Origin of the sequence: Streptomyces sp. NPDC006283 (assembly GCF_040613325.1) — a bacterium.
Lineage (GTDB): Bacteria > Actinomycetota > Actinomycetes > Streptomycetales > Streptomycetaceae > Streptomyces.
Genome location: NZ_JBEXRZ010000134.1, coordinates 1 through 20,091 on the forward strand (window position 1 = coordinate 1; position 20,091 = coordinate 20,091).

Annotated in this window: 17 protein-coding genes and 1 pseudogene; 13 read left to right on the plus strand and 5 right to left on the minus strand. The window is 70.7% G+C overall.

Annotated elements, in window-relative coordinates:
- Nucleotides 1-255 precede the first annotated feature (255 nt).
- From ABZ070_RS24425 to ABZ070_RS24445, 5 genes and pseudogenes are all read left to right on the plus strand, one after another.
- Nucleotides 256-1,341, plus strand: a complete 1,086-nt coding sequence (locus ABZ070_RS24425) for an S-(hydroxymethyl)mycothiol dehydrogenase (protein ID WP_356637285.1) — start codon at nt 256-258, stop codon at nt 1,339-1,341.
- On the plus strand, nt 1,338-3,785 hold the full coding sequence (locus ABZ070_RS24430; protein WP_356637287.1) for an FAD-dependent oxidoreductase: 2,448 nt from the start codon (nt 1,338-1,340) through the stop codon (nt 3,783-3,785). Before ABZ070_RS24425 ends, ABZ070_RS24430 begins: the two co-directional genes overlap by 4 nt.
- Before the next feature lie 14 nt (nt 3,786-3,799).
- A complete protein-coding gene (gene solA / locus ABZ070_RS24435) occupies nt 3,800-4,954 on the plus strand; it encodes an N-methyl-L-tryptophan oxidase (protein ID WP_356637289.1) in 1,155 nt (384 codons plus the stop codon).
- Between the two features lie 10 nt (nt 4,955-4,964).
- Complete coding sequence (locus ABZ070_RS24440) at nt 4,965-6,095, plus strand: aromatic ring-hydroxylating dioxygenase subunit alpha (protein ID WP_356637291.1); 1,131 nt, start codon at nt 4,965-4,967, stop codon at nt 6,093-6,095.
- Between the two features lie 83 nt (nt 6,096-6,178).
- Nucleotides 6,179-6,505 (plus strand): annotated as a pseudogene (locus tag ABZ070_RS24445) (amino acid permease); the annotation flags it as partial.
- A gap of 105 nt (nt 6,506-6,610) precedes the next feature.
- Here ABZ070_RS24445 and ABZ070_RS24450 read toward each other — a convergent pair.
- Nucleotides 6,611-7,351, minus strand: a complete 741-nt coding sequence (locus ABZ070_RS24450) for a protein phosphatase 2C domain-containing protein (RefSeq protein ID WP_356637293.1) — start codon at nt 7,349-7,351, stop codon at nt 6,611-6,613.
- Between the two features lie 218 nt (nt 7,352-7,569).
- Between ABZ070_RS24450 and ABZ070_RS24455 the strand changes: the two genes are divergently transcribed.
- A complete protein-coding gene (locus ABZ070_RS24455; RefSeq protein ID WP_356637295.1) occupies nt 7,570-9,075 on the plus strand; it encodes a DUF6056 family protein in 1,506 nt (501 codons plus the stop codon).
- Here the strand turns inward: ABZ070_RS24455 and ABZ070_RS24460 are convergent.
- Both ABZ070_RS24460 and ABZ070_RS24465 read right to left on the minus strand, forming a co-directional pair.
- Nucleotides 9,050-10,027, minus strand: a complete 978-nt coding sequence (locus tag ABZ070_RS24460) for a glycosyltransferase family 2 protein (protein ID WP_356637297.1) — start codon at nt 10,025-10,027, stop codon at nt 9,050-9,052. The two genes, ABZ070_RS24455 and ABZ070_RS24460, sit on opposite strands and share 26 nt — an antisense overlap.
- Nucleotides 10,028-10,241: 214 nt before the next feature.
- Nucleotides 10,242-11,207 carry a lytic polysaccharide monooxygenase gene (locus ABZ070_RS24465; protein ID WP_356637299.1) on the minus strand — a complete coding sequence of 322 codons (966 nt, stop codon included), beginning with the start codon at nt 11,205-11,207 and terminating at the stop codon, nt 10,242-10,244.
- A gap of 133 nt (nt 11,208-11,340) precedes the next feature.
- Between ABZ070_RS24465 and ABZ070_RS24470 the strand changes: the two genes are divergently transcribed.
- On the plus strand, nt 11,341-12,093 hold the full coding sequence (locus ABZ070_RS24470) for an aquaporin (RefSeq protein WP_356637301.1): 753 nt from the start codon (nt 11,341-11,343) through the stop codon (nt 12,091-12,093).
- A gap of 27 nt (nt 12,094-12,120) precedes the next feature.
- Here ABZ070_RS24470 and ABZ070_RS24475 read toward each other — a convergent pair whose 3' ends face one another.
- Nucleotides 12,121-13,062, minus strand: a complete 942-nt coding sequence (locus ABZ070_RS24475; protein ID WP_356637303.1) for an endonuclease/exonuclease/phosphatase family protein — start codon at nt 13,060-13,062, stop codon at nt 12,121-12,123.
- A gap of 213 nt (nt 13,063-13,275) precedes the next feature.
- Between ABZ070_RS24475 and dnaN the strand changes: the two genes are divergently transcribed.
- Complete coding sequence (gene dnaN / locus ABZ070_RS24480) at nt 13,276-14,391, plus strand: DNA polymerase III subunit beta (RefSeq protein ID WP_356637305.1); 1,116 nt, start codon at nt 13,276-13,278, stop codon at nt 14,389-14,391.
- A gap of 143 nt (nt 14,392-14,534) precedes the next feature.
- Entirely contained in the window at nt 14,535-15,275 is a 741-nt protein-coding gene (locus ABZ070_RS24485; protein WP_356637307.1) for a carbonic anhydrase, read from the plus strand.
- A 91-nt stretch (nt 15,276-15,366) separates the two neighbouring features.
- Here ABZ070_RS24485 and ABZ070_RS24490 read toward each other — a convergent pair whose 3' ends face one another.
- On the minus strand, nt 15,367-16,104 hold the full coding sequence (locus ABZ070_RS24490) for a class I SAM-dependent methyltransferase (protein WP_356637309.1): 738 nt from the start codon (nt 16,102-16,104) through the stop codon (nt 15,367-15,369).
- A 137-nt stretch (nt 16,105-16,241) separates the two neighbouring features.
- Between ABZ070_RS24490 and ABZ070_RS24495 the strand changes: the two genes are divergently transcribed.
- The 4 genes from ABZ070_RS24495 (at nt 16,242) to ABZ070_RS24510 (ending at nt 19,461) form a co-directional block, all read left to right on the plus strand.
- Nucleotides 16,242-17,309 carry an SPFH domain-containing protein gene (locus ABZ070_RS24495; RefSeq protein WP_356637311.1) on the plus strand — a complete coding sequence of 356 codons (1,068 nt, stop codon included), beginning with the start codon at nt 16,242-16,244 and terminating at the stop codon, nt 17,307-17,309.
- On the plus strand, nt 17,306-18,205 hold the full coding sequence (locus ABZ070_RS24500; RefSeq protein WP_356637313.1) for a hypothetical protein: 900 nt from the start codon (nt 17,306-17,308) through the stop codon (nt 18,203-18,205). The genes ABZ070_RS24495 and ABZ070_RS24500 overlap by 4 nt, the downstream gene beginning before the upstream one ends.
- Before the next feature lie 344 nt (nt 18,206-18,549).
- Nucleotides 18,550-19,200, plus strand: a complete 651-nt coding sequence (locus ABZ070_RS24505; RefSeq protein WP_356637315.1) for a DUF4360 domain-containing protein — start codon at nt 18,550-18,552, stop codon at nt 19,198-19,200.
- A gap of 39 nt (nt 19,201-19,239) precedes the next feature.
- Nucleotides 19,240-19,461 (plus strand): hypothetical protein, encoded by a 222-nt coding sequence (locus ABZ070_RS24510; protein ID WP_356637317.1) that lies wholly within the window; start codon nt 19,240-19,242, stop codon nt 19,459-19,461.
- Nucleotides 19,462-20,091: the final 630 nt, after the last annotated feature.

Here is a 20,091-nt window from a genome sequence, read left to right on the forward strand (position 1 = left end):
AGGAAGCGTTGTGAAACGTGATGAAAAGCAAGAAGGGGATGTTTCATGGCAAAGCTCACCCTCACCCAGTTCCTCACCCTCGACGGCGTCTACCATGCACCCGGCCCCGCCTCGTTGTATGCCGGGCGCATTGTGTGCCGCTCTCGGTTTTGCCGACCGTTGGCGCCGCACCCTTGACGGCGACTTGCCGCATCCTCACGATGTTTCTCATCGTGCAACCCATCGGGCATTGCGCAACAGCAGAGGAGTCTCGTCGTGTCACATGAGGTCCGTGCCGTCGTTGCAGTCAAGAAGGGCGCACCCGTCGAGGTACAGACCATCCTCGTGCCCGATCCGGGTCCCGGCGAGGTGCTCGTGGCGGTGCAGGCCTGCGGGGTCTGCCACACGGATCTGCACTACCGGGAGGGAGCGATCAACGACGACTTCCCGTTCCTGCTCGGCCACGAGGCGGCCGGCACCGTCGAGGCCGTGGGCGACGGAGTCGTCGACCTGGCCCCCGGCGACTACGTGGTCATCGCCTGGCGCGCCCCCTGTGGCACCTGCCGTTCATGTCGCCGGGGTCGCCCCTGGTACTGCTTCGACTCGCGCAACGCGACCCGGCCGATGACGCTTCTCGACGGCACGCCGCTGTCGCCCGCGCTGGGCATCGGCGCGTTCGCCGAGAAGACGCTGGTCGCCGCCGGCCAGGCGGTGAAGATCGACCCGGCCGCCCGGCCGGAGGCCGCGGGGCTCATCGGCTGCGGCGTGATGGCCGGCTACGGCGCGGCGGTGAACACCGGGAACGTCGGCAACGGGGACACGGTCGCCGTGATCGGCTGCGGTGGCGTCGGCAACGCGGCCGTCGCAGGCGCCTGTCTGAACGGGGCCCGAAAGGTCATCGCCCTCGACATCGACGACAAGAAGCTGAACCAGGCCGAGAAGTTCGGAGCGACGCACACCGTCAACTCCCGCGGCACCGACCCCGTCGAGGCCGTGCGCGCCCTGACCGACGGATTCGGGGTGGACATCGCGATCGACGCCGTCGGCCGCCCGGAGACGTACCGGCAGGCCTTCTACATGCGCGACCACGCCGGTGTGCTCGTCCAGGTCGGGGTACCCGATCCCGACATGAGGATCGACCTCCCGCTGATCGACCTGTTCTCGCGCGGCGGTGCCCTGAAGTCGTCCTGGTACGGCGACTGCCTGCCGAGCCGCGACTTCCCGATCCTCGTCGACCAGTACCTCCACGGCCTTCTCGACCTCAACTCCTTCGTCTCCGAAACGATCTCCTTGGAGCAGGTCGAGAGCGCCTTCGCGAAGATGCACCGCGGCGAGGTGCTGCGTTCGGTGGTGGTCATGTGACGAGCAGCCGCCCAGCATCCGGACCCCGCGTCGTGATCATCGGCGCCGGCATCGTCGGCTGCTCGCTCGCCGACGAGCTGACCGCCCGCGGTTGGACCGACGTCACCGTCCTCGAGCAGGGCCCGCTGCCCGCCCCCGGCGGTTCCACGTCCCACGCCCCCGGCCTCGTCTTCCGGACCAGCCCGTCCAAGACGCTCAGCGAGTTCGCCTCGTACACCGTGGAGAAGTTCGGCTCTCTCGAGGTCGACGGGCTGCCGTGCTTCAACGCCGTCGGGGGTCTGGAGCTCGCCACCACGCAGGAGCGGCTGGCCGATCTGCGCCGCCGGGCGGGGTTCGCCGCCTCCTGGGGCATCCGCGGCGAGATCGTCTCCTCCGCCCGCTGCAAGGAGCTGTGGCCGCTGCTCGACGAGAGCAAGGTGCTCGGCGGATTCTTCACTCCCGACGACGGGCTGGCCAGCGCCGTCCTCGCCTGCCGTGCCCAGACGGAGCGCGCGAAGCGGCGCGGCGCCCGCTTCCTCGAGCGGCACACCGTCACCGGCATCGAGCGGGAGCACGGCCGCGTGACGGCCGTTGTCTCCGACCGCGGCACCTTCCCCGCCGACCACGTCGTCTCCGCGGCCGGTTTCTGGGGTCCGGTCGTCGGCCGCATGGCCGGCGTCGAGGTGCCGCTGCTCCCGCTCGCCCACCAGTACGCGAAGACCGGGCCGCTGCCGGAACTGGCCGGCGCGAACGACCCTCGTACGGAGGCCTCCCGGCCGATCCTGCGGTTCCAGGACCGTGATCTGTACTTCCGCGAGCACACCGACCGCATCGGCATCGGCAGCTACGCCCACCGGCCACTGCCCATCGACCCCTTCGCCGTCCCCGCGTACGACGCGGCACCGGTCATGCCCTCCTCGTACCCGTTCACACGGGAGGACTTCGACCCGAGCTGGGTGGACTGCGCCTGGCTGATGCCGGCGCTCGCCGGCACCGAGGTGGAGAGTGGTTTCAACGGCGTCTTCTCCTTCACGCCCGACGGGATGCCGGTCCTCGGCGAAGCCCGCTCCCTGCGCGGCTTCTGGCTCGCCGAGGCCGTCTGGGTCACGCATTCGGCGGGGGTGGCGAAGGCGGTCGCCGAGTGGATGGTCGACGGGCGGCCGTCGACGGACGTCCACGAGTGCGACCTCACCCGCTTCGAGGACGCCCAGCGCTCCCCCGCCTATGTGGCGGAGCGCGGCGCCCAGCAGTTCGTCGAGGTCTACGACGTGCTGCACCCGCTTCAGCCGATGGAGCAGCCCCGGCCGCTGCGGGTCAGTCCCTTCCACGCACGCCAGCAGGAGCTCGGGGCGTACTTCCTGGAGGGCGGCGGCTGGGAGCGTCCGCACTGGTACGAGGCGAACGCCCCGCTCGCAGAGGGCATCGAACTGCCCTCACGGGACGCCTGGTCGGCCCGCTACTGGTCGCCGGTCGCCGCCGCGGAGGCGAAGGCCACCCGCGAGAAGGTCGCCCTGTACGACATGACGCCGCTGCGCCGGCTGGAGGTCACCGGACCGGGTGCGCTCGCCTTCCTGCAGCGCATGACCAGCAACAACCTGGCCAAGAAGCCCGGCGCGGTGACCTACACGCTGCTCCTCGACGAGAGCGGCGGCATCCGTTCCGACCTGACGGTGGCGCGGCTCGCCGCCGACCGGTTCCAGATCGGCGCCAACTCGCGTGCCGACGAGGACTGGCTGCTGCGGCACGCGCCGGACGACGTACAGATCCGCGACATCACATCCGGCACCTGCTGCATCGGCGTCTGGGGGCCGCTGGCCCGCGACCTGGTGCAGCCGCTGACCCGGGACGACTTCTCCCACAAGGGCTTCGGCTACTTCCGGGCCAGGCAGACCCACCTCGGCCATGTGCCGGTCACGGCGATGCGGCTGAGCTACGTCGGTGAGCTCGGCTGGGAGCTGTACACCAGCGCCGACCTGGGGCTGCGGCTCTGGGACACCCTGTGGGAGGCCGGACAGGAGTACGGCGTGATCGCCGCCGGCCGGTCCGCGTTCAACAGCCTGCGGCTCGAGAAGGGCTACCGCTCCTGGGGTCACGACATGACCGACGAGCACACCCCGTACGAGGCGGGCGTCGGGTTCGCCGTCCGCATGGACAAGGGCGACTTCGTGGGGCGCGACGCCCTGGAGAAGGCCGGTGATCCCTGCCGCAGACTGACCGCGCTGCTCCTCGACGACCCGGCGGCCGTCGTCCTGGGCAAGGAGCCGGTGTTCGTCGACGGGGTGCCGGCCGGGTACGTCACCAGCGCGTCCTACGGCTACACCCTGGGCCGCTGCGTCGTCTACGCGTGGCTGCCGCCGCTGGCGGCGGGCACGGCCGTGCATGTCGACTACTTCGGCGAGAAGGTCCCGGCCACCGTTGCCGAAGAGCCTCTGTTCGACCCGGAGATGAGCCGTATCCGCCGCTAGGAAGGTCAAGAGCTGTGTCACCCACCTATGACGTGGTCGTCGTCGGCCTGGGCGGAATGGGCAGCGCCGCCGCCCACCATCTGTCCGCACGCGGGGCGCGGGTGCTGGGCCTGGAGAAGTTCGGTCCGGTCCACAACCGCGGCTCCAGCCACGGCGGTTCACGCATCACCCGGCAGTCCTACTTCGAGGACCCCGCCTACGTGCCGCTGCTTCTGCGCTCGTACGAGCTGTACGAGGCTTTGGAGCGCGACACCGGCCGCGACATCGCGACGCTGTGCGGCGGTGTGATGGCCGGGCGCCCGGAGTCCCGCACGGTGTCCGGCTCGCTGCGTTCGGCCCGGCAGTGGGACCTGCCGCACGAAATGCTCGACGCCCAGGAGATCCGCCGCCGCTTCCCCACCCTGACGCCCGAGGACGACGAGGTCGCCCTGTACGAGGCGCGGGCCGGTTTCGTCCGGCCCGAGAACACCGTCGCCGCCCACCTCCAGCTCGCCACGCGGGCCGGCGCGGACCTGCACTTCGAGGAGCCGATGCTCCGCTGGGAGCCGTACCGCGACGGGGTGCGCGTCCACACCGCGGAGAACACGTACACCGCCGGCCGGCTGGTGATCTGCCCGGGCGCGTGGGCGCCGCAGCTCCTCACCGATCTGGGCGTGCCGTTCACCATCGAACGGCAGGTCATGTACTGGTTCCAGCCCGACGGCGGCACGGAGCCGTTCCTTCCCGAGAACCATCCCATCTACATCTGGGAGGACGCGAACGACGTGCAGATCTACGGCTTCCCCTCGATCGACGGGCCCGATCGGGGAGCGAAGGTCGCCTTCTTCCGCAAGGGAACCCTCTGCACACCGGAGACCATCGAGCGGACCGTGCACCAGGACGAGGTCGCCGCCATGGCGGACCAGGTCTCACGGCACATCCCGTCCCTGCCCGGCCGTTTCCTGAAGGCCGCCACCTGCATGTACTCCAACACGCCCGACGAGCACTTCGTGATCGCACCCCACCCGGAGCATCCCGAGTCGGTGACCGTCGCCTGCGGGTTCTCCGGGCACGGCTTCAAGTTCGTGCCCGTCGTCGGCGAGATCGTCGCCGACCTGTCGCTGAACGGCACCACCGAGCACCCCATCGAGCTTTTCGACCCTCGCCGGCTGTCCGCCGCGCCCGCCTGAGGAGTCCGCCGTGACGACAACCCCCGTCTCCCCGAGCCTCATCGCCACGCTGCCGGGCCACTACTACACCGACCCGGAGATCTTCCGGCAGGAGCAGGAGGGGCTGTTCGAGTCGATGTGGTTCTGCGCCGTCCGCAGCTCCGACCTCGAGGGGCCGGGCGCGTTCCGCACCGTGCAGGTCGGCCGCGAGAGCGTCATCGTCAGCCGTAACCGGTCCGGTGAGCTGCGGGCCTTTCTCAACATCTGCCGGCACCGCGGCGCCCGGCTGTGCCTGGAGCAGTCGGGCGAGGTGCGGCGTTCCCTGCAGTGTTCCTATCACGCCTGGACGTACGACCTCGACGGCAGACTGATCGCCGCGCCCAATCTGGTGAAGATGCCCGACGTCGACCGCGCCGAGTACGGGCTGGTGGCGGTGGCGCTGCGCGAATGGCTGGGCTACGCCTGGGTGTGCCTCGCCGACGAGCCGCCGTCCTTCGAGGAGACCGTCGTCGGCGCTGCCGTGGAGCGGCTCGGCGACAGCGCGTCGATCGAGCGCTACCGCACGGAGAATCTCGCGCTCGGCAGGCGCATCACCTACGACGTGAAGGCGAACTGGAAGCTGATCGTCGAGAACTTCATGGAGTGCTACCACTGCGCGACGATCCACCCCGAACTCACCGAGGTGCTGCCTGAGTTCGCGGACGGATACGCGGCCCAGTACTACGTGGGACACGGCGCCGAGTTCGGTGAGGAGGTGAGGGGATTCACCGTCGACGGCAGCGAGGGTTTCGCCAGGCTGCCCGAGATCGCGGAGGAACAGGACCGCCGCTACTACGCCATCACCGTCAAGCCGACGGTCTTCATCAATCTTGTGCCCGACCACGTCATCCTGCACCGGATGTTCCCGCTCGCCGAGGACCGCACGGTCGTCGAGTGCGACTGGCTGTACGCGCCGGAGGTGATCGGCTCCCGTGCGGACGTGTCGAAGTCCGTGGAACTGTTCCATCGCGTCAACACCCAGGACTTCGAGGCCTGCGAACGCACGCAGCCTGCGATGGCGTCCCGCGCCTACCGGTCGGGCGGTGTACTGGTGCCCACCGAGCACCACCTCGGCATCTTCCACGCCTGGCTGACCGAGCGGCTGGGAGGGATGGGTGCCTGATCTGTTCATCGGCGGCGTACGGACCGCGGCCCGCGACGCCACGTATCTCGAGGCGAAGCACATGTGGCGCAACCGGGGTCCAGGTTTCGCGGCTGCGGGGCAGGTGGCAGCCCGTGCAAGGGAAGTTCTCCCTGGGCCGCTGGGGGCTCCCCGTCAACATGGTGGCGGTGCTGTGGGGCGGCGCGATGACCGTCAACCTCATCTGGCCGCGCTCCGCCGTCTACAACGCGGCCGCCCCGTACCACTGGTACCTGCGCTGGGGCGCGGTCCTGTTCGTCGGCGTGATCGCGGTGGGCGGCTTCGCCTACTACTGGTTCGTCCAGCGGCACCGTACGGGGGTGCTGGCCGAGCACGCAGCCGTATCACCTGCCGAACAGCCCACAGCGGTGAAGGAGGCCACCACCCCGTGAGCGGAGAGGCACCACCCGGCCCGGACGGTGACGACGAGCGCGGACGACGACGCCCTGGCCACGGCCTGCTGAGGGAGGACGCCTGACGGCTCCCGGCGGGCAGCGCTACGGGCCGACGGCGATCAACGCAAGGGTGATGTTGTCGGGGCCGCCTGCCTCGATGGCGGCCTTCCACATTTCGAAGGCTGCCCTGCCACCGTCGTGGGCCCGCAGCAGGTCGCCGAGCGTGTCCTCGGGCACGGGGTCGGTCAGGCCGTCCGTGCACACCAGACAGCGGTCGACTGCGGAGAGCGGCACCGTTGTGACGTGCGGTGTGACGGCACTGAACCGCAGACCACCGCCGAGCGCCTGTGTGACCAGTGAGGTGACGCGCTGTCCCGGCAGCAGCGGAGGGCTGTCGTCCACGCTCAGCCGGCGCAGACCGTCCCCGGACGCGTCGAGCACTCTGCTGTCACCCACGTTGAACACCAGCAGCGACTCCTCCAGCACGACGGCACCCGCGACCGTGGTGCCCATCGTGGTCAGCGCGGGATCGCGGTCGGCCGCCGCGTAGACGGCGTGGTTGCAGGCGTCCAGCACGTCACGGACGGCTTCCTCGCTGTCCAGGGAAGAGCCGAACGACGCCAGCTGCCGGACGACGAGCGCACTGGCCACTTCGCCGCCCGGCTGCCCTCCGATGCCGTCGGCGACCGCGATGACGAGCGGAGTGCCGAGCGGGAAGACAAGCGTCTGCGGATTCTCGGTCACGGTGGCGCACAGCGTCCACGGGCCGACCACCAGGCTGTCCTCGTTGTGATCCCGGACCAGCCCGGGATGGCTCAGGGCAGTCACCGTCACATAACGCATCACAGTCCCGCCTCTCGGCAACGGCAGGTGCGTCCGTACCCGACCATTGTCCCGCCGTGAGCTGCCCGGGGCTCGGCCGTCACCACGCCGAGAGCCGGCTGCACTCCACGGCTTGCCGATGGCGGCCCGGCGATCTTGCCGGGAGGAAGATGGAACGCGGCACCGGGGATTCACCTCTTCGCTGTCGATTCCATGTTTTTCCGAAAGGCAGTGGTGGTATGTCCGTCGACGCATCGAGCGTCAACGTCGCACGAGAGCCGGGCGACAGACCCGCACCGGAGCGAGGAGGCGGCTCCGGCCCCGTCGTGCGGCGGCGGACCCCGTGGCCCATGGCTCTGGCCCTGCTGCCGTTGGGGCTGCTCGGTCTGGCGTCGTGGTTCGGCCGCCATGTGCGGCCCAGCGCCGACGAGTGGTGCTTCCTGCCCGTCGTCCGGGAGGACGGCATCTCCGGCCTGGTCGGCAAGTTCTACTTCACCGACAACGGCCGCGTGGGCAACGGCCTGCTCGTCGGGCTCTACGCGAAGTTCCCCGTGGCCGGACACCAGTGGTTCGGCCTGGTCAGCGGCGTGCTCGTGCTGGGGCTGCTGTGGGCTTCGACCGTCATGGTGCTGCGCCGCACCGGCACCCGGGTACCCGCGGGCGTGCCGCTGCTGGTGGCGTCCATGGTCACCGCCGTCTTCCTGTTCGCCACGCCCAACACGTACAAGACGTTCTACTGGCCCGCCGCCTCCGTCTCCCACACCCTCGCGCCGGTGCTCGCCTGCGCGGCGGCGCTGCCCCTGCTGCGCGCGCACGGCCGGCGCGGCCGGATCGCCGCCGTGGTGACCGTCGCGGCCGCCGGCGCCTTCATGGGCACACTTTCCGAAGAGGCCTCCGTCGTCGCCCTCGTGGTGCTGGCGGGTGTGGTGCTCTTCGCACACCGCGTCTTCGCCGCCCACGCACGGGGCTTCGTGCGCGTCTGGTCGCTGGCGGGCATGGCGGGTGTCGCCGTCGGCACGCTCGTTCTGATGACGTCCCCCGGCTCGCTGAACCGGCGCGAGCGGTACGGGGCCCAGAGCACCTCCATGTTCGCCCCGGAGTCCCTGGTGGGTTCCCTGCGCGGCTACGCGCACATCCTCCAGACGGTGTTCACCACGTGGCAGTACCTGGGCGCGGTCGCGGCGGGAGTGCTGCTGGGGCTGGTGGCGCGCGGCCGTGCGGGGCGCACGGCGGCGCTGCTGCCCCCGAGGCCGGTGCTACTGGGCGCCCTCGGCGCCGGGGCGTTCCTCGTCTCCGGCTATCTGTGCACCGTCATCACCTACCCGGTCTTCGGCGCGAAGGTGGTCACCACCGAGCGGACGTGGAACGACTATCTGCTGCTGTACGTCCTGCTGCTGGTGGCCGGCGGGGCGTTCGTCGGACGGGCTCTGCGCGTGCGCGGGCGGCGTACGGGAGCGGCCACGGCAGCGGCCGCCGCGATGTGCGCCGTGACCGTCCTTGGCCTGGTGGCTCCGCTCGCCGGCCTGGGGCACGACATGCAGGTGCGGGCCGAGCGGTGGGACCGCCAGGACCGCTCACTGCACGAGGGAGCGGCGCGGGGAGCGAGGGAGCTCCCGTATACGCCGCTCCCGGTGGCGAGGATGCTCGAGCCGTTCAGCCAGCAGGGCCGCAGGGTGTGGCCGGCGCAGTGCGTCGCCGACTACTACCGCCTGGACAAGGTCACTTACTCGACACGGCTTCCCTGACGAGCTCCTGCGGCGTGGCGGTAGCCGTTTCGTCGGTCTCACGGATCACGTAGTGGGGCCGGCGCTTGGCCTCGTGGTAGATCCGGCCCACGTACTCGCCGATGACTCCGAGCGTGGCGAGCTGGATGCCGCCGAGGCCGACGATGGCGGTGATCAGCGTCGCGTAGCCGGGGGTTTCGACACCGTCGAGGACGACGTTGGCAATGATCCACAAGGCGTAGGCGAGCGCGGACAGGAAGAGCCACAGCCCGGTGTGGATCGCCATGCGCAGCGGGCGGCTGTTGAAGGAGAGCAGCCCGTCGATGCCGTAGTTGAGCAGCCGCCGGCCGCCCCACTTGGAGCTGCCGGCGGCTCGCTGCACGTTGGTGTAGGTGAAGGTGACGGTGTCGAAACCGATCCAGGAGAAGAGTCCCTTGGAGAAGCGGTTGGACTCCGGGAGGGCCAGCAGGGCATTGACGGCCCGGCGGGACAGGAGCCGGAAATCCCCCGCCCCGTCGATGACTTCGACGTCCATGAAGCGGCGCACGAGGCGGTAGTAGGCCTGGCTGAGCGCGGTCCGTACGGCGCCTTCTCCGGTGCGGTCCCGCTGCGCGACGACCTGGTCGTAGCCGTGGCGGTGCAGTTCCAGCATGCGTGGGACCAGGTGGGGCGGGTGCTGCAGGTCGGCGTCCATGAGGACGACCACGTCCCCGGCCGACATGCGAAGGCCTGCCAGCATCGCGGATTCCTTGCCGAAGTTGCGGCTGAAGGACGTGTAGCGGACCCGGGGGTCGGCTGCCGCGAGTTGCCCCAGGTGCGCCCTCGTCCGGTCGCTGCTGCCGTCGTCGACGTAGCAGATCTCGAAGGCTGTGCCGGTCGGTTCGAGAGCGCCGACGAGTTCCTTGTGGAAGGCCTCGATCACCTCGCTCTCGTTGAAACACGGTACGACGACCGAAGTATGGACCGTTGTCATCTCACTCCATGCGCTGTGGTGCGGGCGGACTGCTTCCCCACAGCCCGTTGCATGGAGAGGAGATGGCCGACGGGCCGCGGGGGTTGCTCCCATCGTGGGACGGACACCGGTTCGTTACCGTGAATTGGGCTGTTCGCGGGCGCGCCCGGCTCTGAGTGCACGTCTGGGCCGGCCCACTTCGTGACGCCTGCCGACGCGGGCCCCTCCGGAACGCTCAGAGGCGCGCCCGGCGCCTGAGCGCCACGGAGCCGCAGACGGACACGAGGGCAAGCGCGGCGGCGCCGGCGCCGACCAGGACGGCGGGGCGCTCGCCGATGGTGCGGTCGGAGGACGCCGGAACCGCCTGGCCCGCGGAGGGAACGGCGGCCCCGGTACCGGCGGGTGCGGCCGCGCCGGCCGCAGAGGTGGGTTCGGCAGGGCCGGGTTCGGCGGGCCGGGTGATCTCACCGGGCTCCTCCTGGCCGCCGGGCTGCGGGCCGGTTTCCTCGCCCGGAGGCGGACCGACAGGTTCACCGGCCTGCTGCCGGTCTTCCCCGGGGGTCAGAACGACGTCGGAGCATGCGTAGTACGTGTCGGGGGTGTCCGTGTTCCGCCATACCGTGTACAGCACATGACGCCCCGTCAGGCCCTCCGGCAGGCGTCCGCTGATCCGGTACGCCCCGCCCTCGAGCGCCGGGTCGGTGGCGGTGGCGAAGGGGCGGTCGGCGAGATCGGCCCACCGCAGCGGCGCGGCCGGATCGTACCCCCGCTCGGTCACATACAGGCTGAACGTCCCTTTGTGCGGGATGGTGGAGCGGTAGGTGAGCGTGAATTCGCCGCCTGCACGCAGCGGGGTGGCCGGCCAGTCGGCCCGTGCGACGTCCAGTCCCCGGTACGCGCCGAGCCCCGCGCTGCACAACTGCCCGTCCGGTACGGCCTCGCGGTCCCTGCCGCCGACGCCGGGCAACCGCAGGTTGTCCCACGCACCCATCGCCGCTCCCCCGTTGGCGGCGACGGCGGCCCTGCATGCCGCCGACGCGCGCTGCGCGCCGTCGAGCCCGCAGACGGCGGCGCGGCTGACCGGATCGGTGGGCGCCCCGTGGGCCCGAGCGGCGCCGGCGCCGGCCAGGAGGGCGAGCGGTACGGCGCCGGCCAGTGCGGCGGCGGTGACGGCAACGGGGGCACGGTGGCGTCCGGTCATCGGCTGCGGACCTCCTTCGGGCTCGATCGCTGCCAGGGAGTACGGGCGCGGCCGGGCGGACGTTCACCGGCCGCGGACGCGGACGGGAGACCCCTCCCTCTATTTCCGCTTGCCGGAAGCTATATTCCACTCCATGGAGAACAGGGGAGGAACGTCGATGGGTGGATCACCGGCACTGCCACGCCGGGCGCTGGCCGAACTGGTCGGGACCGCAGCCCTCGTGGCCGTCGTGGTCGGTTCCGGCATCCAGGCCGGCACGCTCAGTCAGGACAGCGGCGTACAGCTGCTGGCGAACTCCCTGGCGTCCGCAATCGGCCTCGGCCTGCTGATCGCACTGCTCGGCCCGGTCTCGGGCGCCCATCTCAACCCGGTGGTCACCCTCTGCGTGTGGTGGGCCGGGCGCCGCAGCCCGGACAGACCGGCCGGCCGTGGGATCGTTGTCTACATCGCCGCCCAGCTCGCGGGAGCGGTCGCGGGCGCCCTGCTGGCGGAGGCGATGTTCGGCAGGCCCGCGGGCGTCCGGTCGACGCAACTGCGTTCGGACGACCATCTCCTGCTGGGAGAAACGGTGGCCACGGCGGGCCTGGTGCTGCTGATCCTCGGACTGCAACGCATCGGCCGGGCACAGCTCGCCCCGGCGGCGGTCGCCGGATACATCGCGGCCGCCATCTGGTTCACCTCATCCGGTTCCTTCGCAAATCCGGCGGCGACGGTGGGAAGGTCGTTCACCGACTCCCTCACCGGGATCGCGCCGGACTCACTGCCCGGCTTCGTCACCGCCCAGCTCGTCGGCGGCGCTCTGGGGGCCGCGCTTGCCGCGGCGGTGTACGGGCCGTCGGCAGCACCCCGGGCGGAGAGTCCTCCGGCACCCCGCGCGGAGAGTTGACGCCGACCGGCTCGGCGGCGCGCGATCTCACAGGGTAATACGGGCGACGATCGGCAGATGGTCGCTGCCCGTCGGGGGCAGTGCCCGGAGATGGGTCACCGACGCCGACCGGGCCATGATCTGATCGATCCGGGCAACGGGGAACGAGGCGGGCCAGCTGAAGACGAACCCCGGTGCCTCGACGTCCACGTGGGCACGGACCGCATCGAGGCCCCGGTCGTCCACGGTGCTGTTGAGGTCACCCAGCAGGATCACCCGGTCCTGCTTCTCCGCTTCGAGCGCGGCACCGAGGAGTCGGGCGCTCTCGTCGCGCCGGTCCGAGCTGAAACCGTGCCGGAGACCGAGGCGCACCGACGGCAGGTGGGCCACATGGACGGCGAGCGTCGCTCCGGGGGTCACCACGGTGGCGCGCAGCCCTCGATTCCAGCCGGGACCGATCCCGCGCGGCTTGATGTCCAACGCCCGGACGTCCTCCAGCGGATGACGCGACCACAGCCCCACCGTACCCACGACCGCGTGGTGCGGAAGATCGGCCTCCAGCGTCTTCCGGTACGCGGGCAGGGCGGAGGGCGTCAGCTCCTCCAGCGCGACGAGATCCGGGCTCACACGTGCCAGGGCCCGTGCCGTGCCGACGGGGTCGGGGTTCGTGTCATTGACGTTGTGCTGCACCACGACAAGGTCGCCCGGCCCGCCGGAGGGAGGGAGCAGCAGCGCGCCGAAGAGGCCGAGCCACACGGCGGCCGGCAGCAGCACGGCGACCAGTGCTGTGACGGAGCGCCGCAGCAGCGCGGCGACCAGCAGCACGGGCACGGCCGGCGCGAGCCACGGCAGAAAGGTCTCCAGGAGACTGCCGATCCGGCCGACGGTGTTGGGCACGGCGGAATGGAAGGCGAGCAGGGAAGCGACGAGGACTGCGAGCGCGGCGAGCACACGGCCGCGTTCGAAGCCTGAACGGCCGCTGCTGTCCACGCCCCAATGCTCCGACATCCGAAGCCGGATGCCGCTGCTGCTGCCCTTCATGCCGCCCGCCCGTTCACGCCGAACACCCCGCTCCTGCTCACGCCGGACATCCGGCGCACGCCGCTGACCGTTCCCCTGAACCGGAGATCTTGCCACCCGCCGCACCGGCCGTTGTCAGTGGAGGCCGATAGCGTCACCGAACCGTCGATGAAAGAGGTTCGCATGGAGTTCCGGATCGAGCGCGGCCCGTTGGCCGACGCCGTCGCCTGGGCGGCTCGTGTACTGCCCGCGCGGTCCCCTGTTCCGGTGCTGAGCGGGTTGCTGCTGGAGGCCGATGCCGGTCTGCTGCGGATCTCGGGGCTGGACTACGAGGCGTCCGCCCGCATCGAGGTCGAGGCGGACGTCGTGGTGCCCGGGCGGGTGCTCGTCATGGGCCGCAGGCTGCTCGACATCTGCCGGGTGCTGCCGGGCGGGCCGGTGCTGTGCGCGGTCGACGGTTCGCGTTTCTCGATGAGCAGCGACGGCGCCCGGTTCGGTCTGTCGGTGCTGCCGCGTGACGACTATCCAGCTCTGCCCGCGCTGCCGGAGCTCCGCGGAGAGGTGGACGCCGAGGTGTTCGCCGCCGCCGTCGGCCATGTGGCGGTGGCCGCCGGGCGCGACGACTCGCTGCCCGTACTGACCGGCATCCGCCTCGGCTTCGACGGCGGGACGATGACACTCGCCGCGACGGACCGGTACCGGTACGCGGTGCGCACGCTGGGCTGGAAGCCCCGATCACCGCAGGAGACCGCCGATGTTGTGGTCTCGGCCCGGCGGCTCACCGACATCGCGCGTTCGCTGGACCGGTCCGGCATGGTCCGTATCGCGCTGGACGGCAGCACGATCGGCTTCGAGAACGCGGGGCTGCGCATCACCTCACGTCTTCTCGACGGCCAACTGCCGCGTCATGACAAGCTGTTCGCTTTCCCGGAATGCGCGGTCGCTCTCACCGAACGGTTGCCGTTGCTCGACGCGGTCAAGCGGGTGGCGGTCGTGGCCGAGGGCGACAGCCCGCTGCAGCTGTCGTTCTCGGCGGACTCGATCCGCCTCCGGGCGGGCTACGAGGACGATGTCGCCTCCCAGTACTTGCCCGCCGACCTGGACGGCGTGCCCGAGATGACGGTGGCGTTCAACCCGTCGTATCTCGTGGACGCCCTGTCCTCCTTCGATGCGACGGCCGTACGGTTCCAGCTGCTGGGGCCTGGCCAGCGGGCACTGCTCAGCGGCGCGTCCCCCGCGGAGGAGATGGCGGAGCACTCCCATCGGCATCTGCTGATGTCGGTGAAGCCCCTGGTCTGAGCCGGCGGCTCTGCTGCGCGGCCACCGCCTCCCGGCGTTCATCTACGTGACCCCAACCAGCGCCAAGGCAAAGCCTGTTCAAGCACCCGCAAAGGACTCGGCGACATGAACATCCCGACGCTGGAGCGATCTATGTTCGATTCGTGAAGCAGAGACCCCGAACGAACACGCCCCTCGGCGGCAGCCGCCGTACCCTGCTGCGCGCCGCGGTCGCGGGCGGCGCCCTGGCCTCCGGCACTCTGGCGCTCGGTACCGCGCCGGCATCGGCGTCCCCCCGCCCCGCGGTTCCCCGCCACCGTCCGGGAACGCCCGCCCAGGCGCTGCGGGAGCTGGACGCCGGCAACCGCCGCTGGCGCAGCCTGTGCCAGCGGCATCCGCACGAGACGGCCGCCATCCGCGAGACCCTGATATCCGGGCAGCACCCGTTCGCCGTCATACTGGGCTGCATCGACTCACGGGTACCCCCGGAGCTGGTCCTCGACCAGGGCCTCGGGGACCTGATGACCGTGCGGTCCGCGGGCGAGGTGCTCGACGAGGCCGTTCTCGGAAGCGTCGCGTACGGCGTTCTGGACCTCGACATCCCGCTGGTCATGGTGCTCGGGCACCAGTTTTGCGGCGCGGTCACCGCGGCCGTGCGCGCGGACGAGACCGGCGAGGAACTCCCGGCGCACATCCAGTACATCGCGGACCGGATTCGGCCCGCCATCGACCACTCCCAGCACGGACCGGCCCGCGTCGACTCCACGATCACCCGCAACGTGGGCCTGGTGGCCGACCATCTCAGGCGGGAGCCGGACCTCGCGGCGAGGATCGCGGCCGGGAAGCTGGCCGTTGTCGGCGCGCGCTACGAGCTGACCTCGCAGCGCGTCCACACGGTCGCCTGACGCGCACTGCTGCCCGACCGACGTCGATTGCGCGTTCCACTCCGAGACCGCCGGGGCGTCTGCCGTCCGTCAGGCAGGCGCCGGGCGCACGTCACGCGTCCTCGGGTTTACGCGCGACCAGCAGACGGGCGCGCGGGCTGCCGTCCGCGAGGCACCCCAGCTCGGGCAACGGCCGCAGTTCCACGGTGAATCCCGCCCGGTCCAGGTCGACGAGCACTCCGGAGAGCGGGAAGGTGCGGTAGTACATCACGAACTGCGGTCGCCACACCGCGTTGCGCACCCGCATCGTCACGTCGAACCCCAGCAGCGCCCAGTACAGCCAGGAACGCGGCCCCGGGGGTGCGAGCACCGGGAACGAGAACACACCTCCGGGCCGGAGGGCGCCTTTGACCTCGGCGAAGAGCAACGGGCGCTCGCGCGGCAGGAAGTGGCCGAACGCGCCGAAGCTGACGGCCAGGTCGAAGGCCGGCGCGAAGGGCAGAGACCGCGCGTCCGCCCGCACCCAGGAGACGGCCGGCCCGTTCGCGTCGGCGGGTGTCGCGGCAGCCGCGGCGGCAAGCATGCCGGCACTGAAGTCGACGCCGGTGACGCGCTCCTCGCACAGCTGTCGCAGGACGCCGACGCCCGCCCCGGTGCCGCAGCAGATGTCGAGTCCGGCCGAGAAGGGACCGAGCGGCCGCAAGGCCTGCGTCACTGCGTCCAACACCCGGTCAGGAGTACGGAACGGCGTCCGGTCGAACTTGGGCGCGAGCAGGTCGTAGCCGCGCTCGATCGAGGAGAGCGCCTGCACGGCGAGTTCGCGGAGAGTGGGGCCCTGGGCGGTGAACATCGCGGCTCAGCGTAGCGGCTGAAGTGACGACAGGAACGTGTCGCCGTTCCCCGCACCTCGCCACAACCGCATTTCGTCGTATTGACGATAACGCTGAGGCGTCATATCGTCGAGGAGACGAAAAGAGGGGGACTGTCATGGCAGACATCACCGCACGGTTCGGTTGGCGCCATTTGCGCGCCGCGCCCACCGCCCATGTACGCCACCACAGGCGCGGGCGGCTCGTCCACGACGGTCCCGGCCTGAGCTTCCGGTTCCGCGCTCTGACCGCCGCGCTGTCCGAAGTGCCGGTCGACGACCGCGAGTTGGCGGTCGCCTTTCATGCCCGTACATCCGACTTCCAGGACGTCGCGGTCCAGGCAACGGTCACCTACCGGATCAGCGAACCGGCGACGGCCGCGGCGCGGCTGGACTTCTCCATCGACCCCGACACGGGGGCGTGGCGCGCGGCGCCGCTCGAGCAGATCGCCACCCTGCTCACGGAGACCGCGCAGCAGCACGCGCTCGACGTCCTCGCCCGTACCCCGCTGTCGGCCGCCCTCGCCGACGGTGTCGCGGCCGTCCGCGCGCGCATCACGGACGGGCTGGCCGCCGAGCCCCGGCTGCCCGCCACCGGCATCGAGGTGGTCGCGGTCCGGGTCGTCGCCATCCGCCCCGAGGCGGAGGTCGAACGCGCCCTGCGGACACCGGCGCGTGAGCAGATCCAGCAGGAGGCGGACCGCGCGACGTACGAGCGCAGGGCCGTCGCCGTGGAGCGTGAGCGTGCCATCGCCGAGAACGAACTCGCCAGCAAGATCGAACTCGCCAGGCGGGAAGAGCAGCTGGTCGAACAGAACGGCACCAACGCGCGCCGTCAGGCGGAGGAGAGCGCGGCAGCCGACGCCGTACGTGCCGAAGCGGAGGCGAAGCGCACGGTGCGTCTGGCGCGGGCCGAGGCGGAAGCCGCCAAGGAGGTCGGCGAGGCCCGGGCAGGAGCGCAGTCCGCCTGGCTGCGGGTGCACGGCGACGTGGACCCCGCAACTCTGCACGCACTCGCCGTCACCAGGTTCGCCGAGAACCTGCCGCGCATCGACAGCGTCACCCTCTCCCCCGACGTCCTGACCGGCCTCCTGGCCAGGCTGGGCGGGACAGGAGAGCAGAGCGTCCAGGGCCGGCAGGGCAAGCAGGGCCGGCAGGGCGGGACCGGCGGCGGAGCACGCTCGTGAGCCTGGCCCCACGTGCCGTTCTGGTCCACCGGGTCACCGAGTACGAGGAGTTGCTCGCCCGGCACGGGACTCACGGACAGGCCGACTTCTTCCTGTCGTCGCGGGGCCGGAGCATCGCGGAGGTGGCGCGGCGGCACCACAGGACGCTTGCCGCCCTGGCCGAGGTGTCGGCCGCCGTTCCGCTGCAGTGGCGGCAGGCCCGGGTCGAGCGCGGCGATCTGGACCGGTTCCTCTTCGGCCCCGAGGACGTGGTGGTCGTGGTGGGCCAGGACGGGCTGGTCGCCAACACCGCCAAGTACCTCTCGGGCCAGCCGGTGGTGGGCATCGACACGGAACCCGGCCGTAATCCGGGCGTCCTCGTGCGCCACCGGGTCGAGGACGCGGGGCGGCTGCTGCGCTCGGCCGTCCTGCCGGGCCGTACCGCGGACGAGCTCACCATGGTGGAGGCCGTCGCCGACGACACCCAGCGGCTGCCCGCGCTCAACGAGATCTATCTGGGGCGGCCCGGCCACCAGACGGCCCGCTACCGGCTGAGCACGGACTCGAAGGGGGCCGGAGCCGAGGCTCAGGCGTCCTCGGGCGTGCTGATCGGCACGGGCACCGGCGCGACGGGCTGGCTGCGGTCCCTGTGGCAGGAGCGGAGCAGCACCCTCGCCCTTCCCGCGCCCACCGATCCGCGGCTCGTGTGGTTCGTCCGGGAGGCCTGGCCTTCGCCGTCGACCGGCACGGCGCAGGTGTCGGGCTCCTTGACGCGGGGCCGGCGACTGCGGCTGACGGTGGAGTCGGACCGGCTGGTCGTCTTCGGCGACGGCATGGAGGGCGATGCGCTGAGCCTCACATGGGGCCAGTCCGTGTCCTTCGGCATCGCGGACACGGCGCTCCGGTTGCTGGATTGAGCCGCGCGCTTCGCATCACGGCCCCTGTTAATGGCCGGACATCGCTCTAGTCGCTCTCGTCGTTGGTTCCTACCATTTCGACCAACTCCCGGGCTCATGGCCTGGGAGCCCTCGGCGCGAGTATGTCATGTGCATGACGCTTCAACCATGCGGCGCTTCACCTGTATGACGCCACGGCCACGCCTCGACCACACGACAGCCGCGCCGGCGAACCAGAGCTCGGTCCAGCGCCTTTGGTCCGTGACGGCCTTCGCCCCGATGGCGACAGACCGCACCCCCCACCTGGTGGCGGGCACCCGTGTGCCCGAACCGCCCGGCACTGACAGCAATGGATAGGAGAACCCATGACCGGTGGACTGCTCGTGAGCGGCGCGGTGGCAGCGCTGTTCGCCTCCGCGCTCCCCGCCCAGCAGAGCCCGGCCGTCATCACCGACCCGCCGCCGGACAAAATCGTGATCGAGGTCGCGACGGTCAACGGCTCGGGATGCCCCGCCGGCACGGCCGCCGTCGCGGTCTCCTCGGACAACACGGCCTTCACGGTGACCTACAGCGACTACCTCGCCCAGGTCGGCGGCGACTCACCGTCCACGGCGTTCCGCAAGAACTGCCAGCTCAACCTGATCGTCCACGTCCCTCAGGGCTTCACCTACGCGATCGCGAGCGCCGACTACAGAGGCTACGCCTCACTGCAACCGGGTGCGAGCAGCACGGAGAAGGCGTCGTACTACTTCCAGGGATCGCCGAGCACCGCTTTCCGCAGCCACTCGTTCGAGGGCCCGTACGAGGACAACTGGCAGGCCACCGACCAGACCGACTGGGCGCAGCTGGTCTGGGCGCCCTGCGGTGTGCAGCGGAACTTCAACATCAACACCGAACTGCGCGTGAACGCGGGCACCTCGGACCCGGCCCAGACCAGCTTCATGACCATGGACTCCACCGACGGTGACATCAGCACGATCTACCACCTGGCGTGGAAGGAGTGCCCGCGCCGCTGACCTGGACGCTCCGGCCGGACCTCAGCACGGTTTCCCTGCATGGCAACCGCTACCAGGTCGACCCGGCAACTGGTCGGCCGGAGGGTCGAGCTGGTCTTCGATCCCTTCGACCTGACCTTCCTGCAGGTCCGCGTCGATGGGGCCGACGCCGGCACCGCGCTGCCGCCAGATCAGTCACAACAGCCATCCCAAGGCCAAGCCCGAGGTCCCGGCCGAACTGCCCATCACGATGTGATCGTCTTCCTGCAGGCCGCGGGCTGAGCGATCCGAACGAGCTGCTGGACAACCCGCGCCTGGCCGAGCAGCGCGGTGACCGCGCTGGATCCCGGGATGTCGGCTGTGGATGGGGGCGGGGGCTCTGGTCGAGGCGTGGCTCCGGAGCCTCCGCACATGGTCGCGTCAGGGGTGCACTTCACGCGTCCGTCAGCCAACCGTAGTTTGAACGATAAGATTACCTTTCGTGAAGGCGGCCGACCGGCGAGCGAGCTGTACCGGCTCATCCATGCGGCACGGCCAGCACGGGGTGAACCTGCAGGGTGGTGACGGTCTCCTGGAGGCGACCAGCATCCGGTGGGGTCACAGTCCGCCGCACTCCTCGAATTGGGCGATCAGGGCCGTGGTCCATGCGGCGTCGGGGCTGGTTGTTGCCTGGTGCCATGCGCAGCGTGGGTGCGGCGCCTATGCGCGCGGGTGCCGAATCCGGTGAACAGGCCGAACAGAGTGGCGGGCGTACGTGCCAGTGGACACGCCGATGGAAACAGGTCCTACCTGATCTTTTCGTAAGTTCGGTGGGTGTGGTGGGCGGATGGTCAGGCCGGTGTGGGCGAGGAAGGACCATGGCGGTTGGGGGTTGTTGTTGATGGTGTGGATTCTATTTTTTGTGGGGTAGGC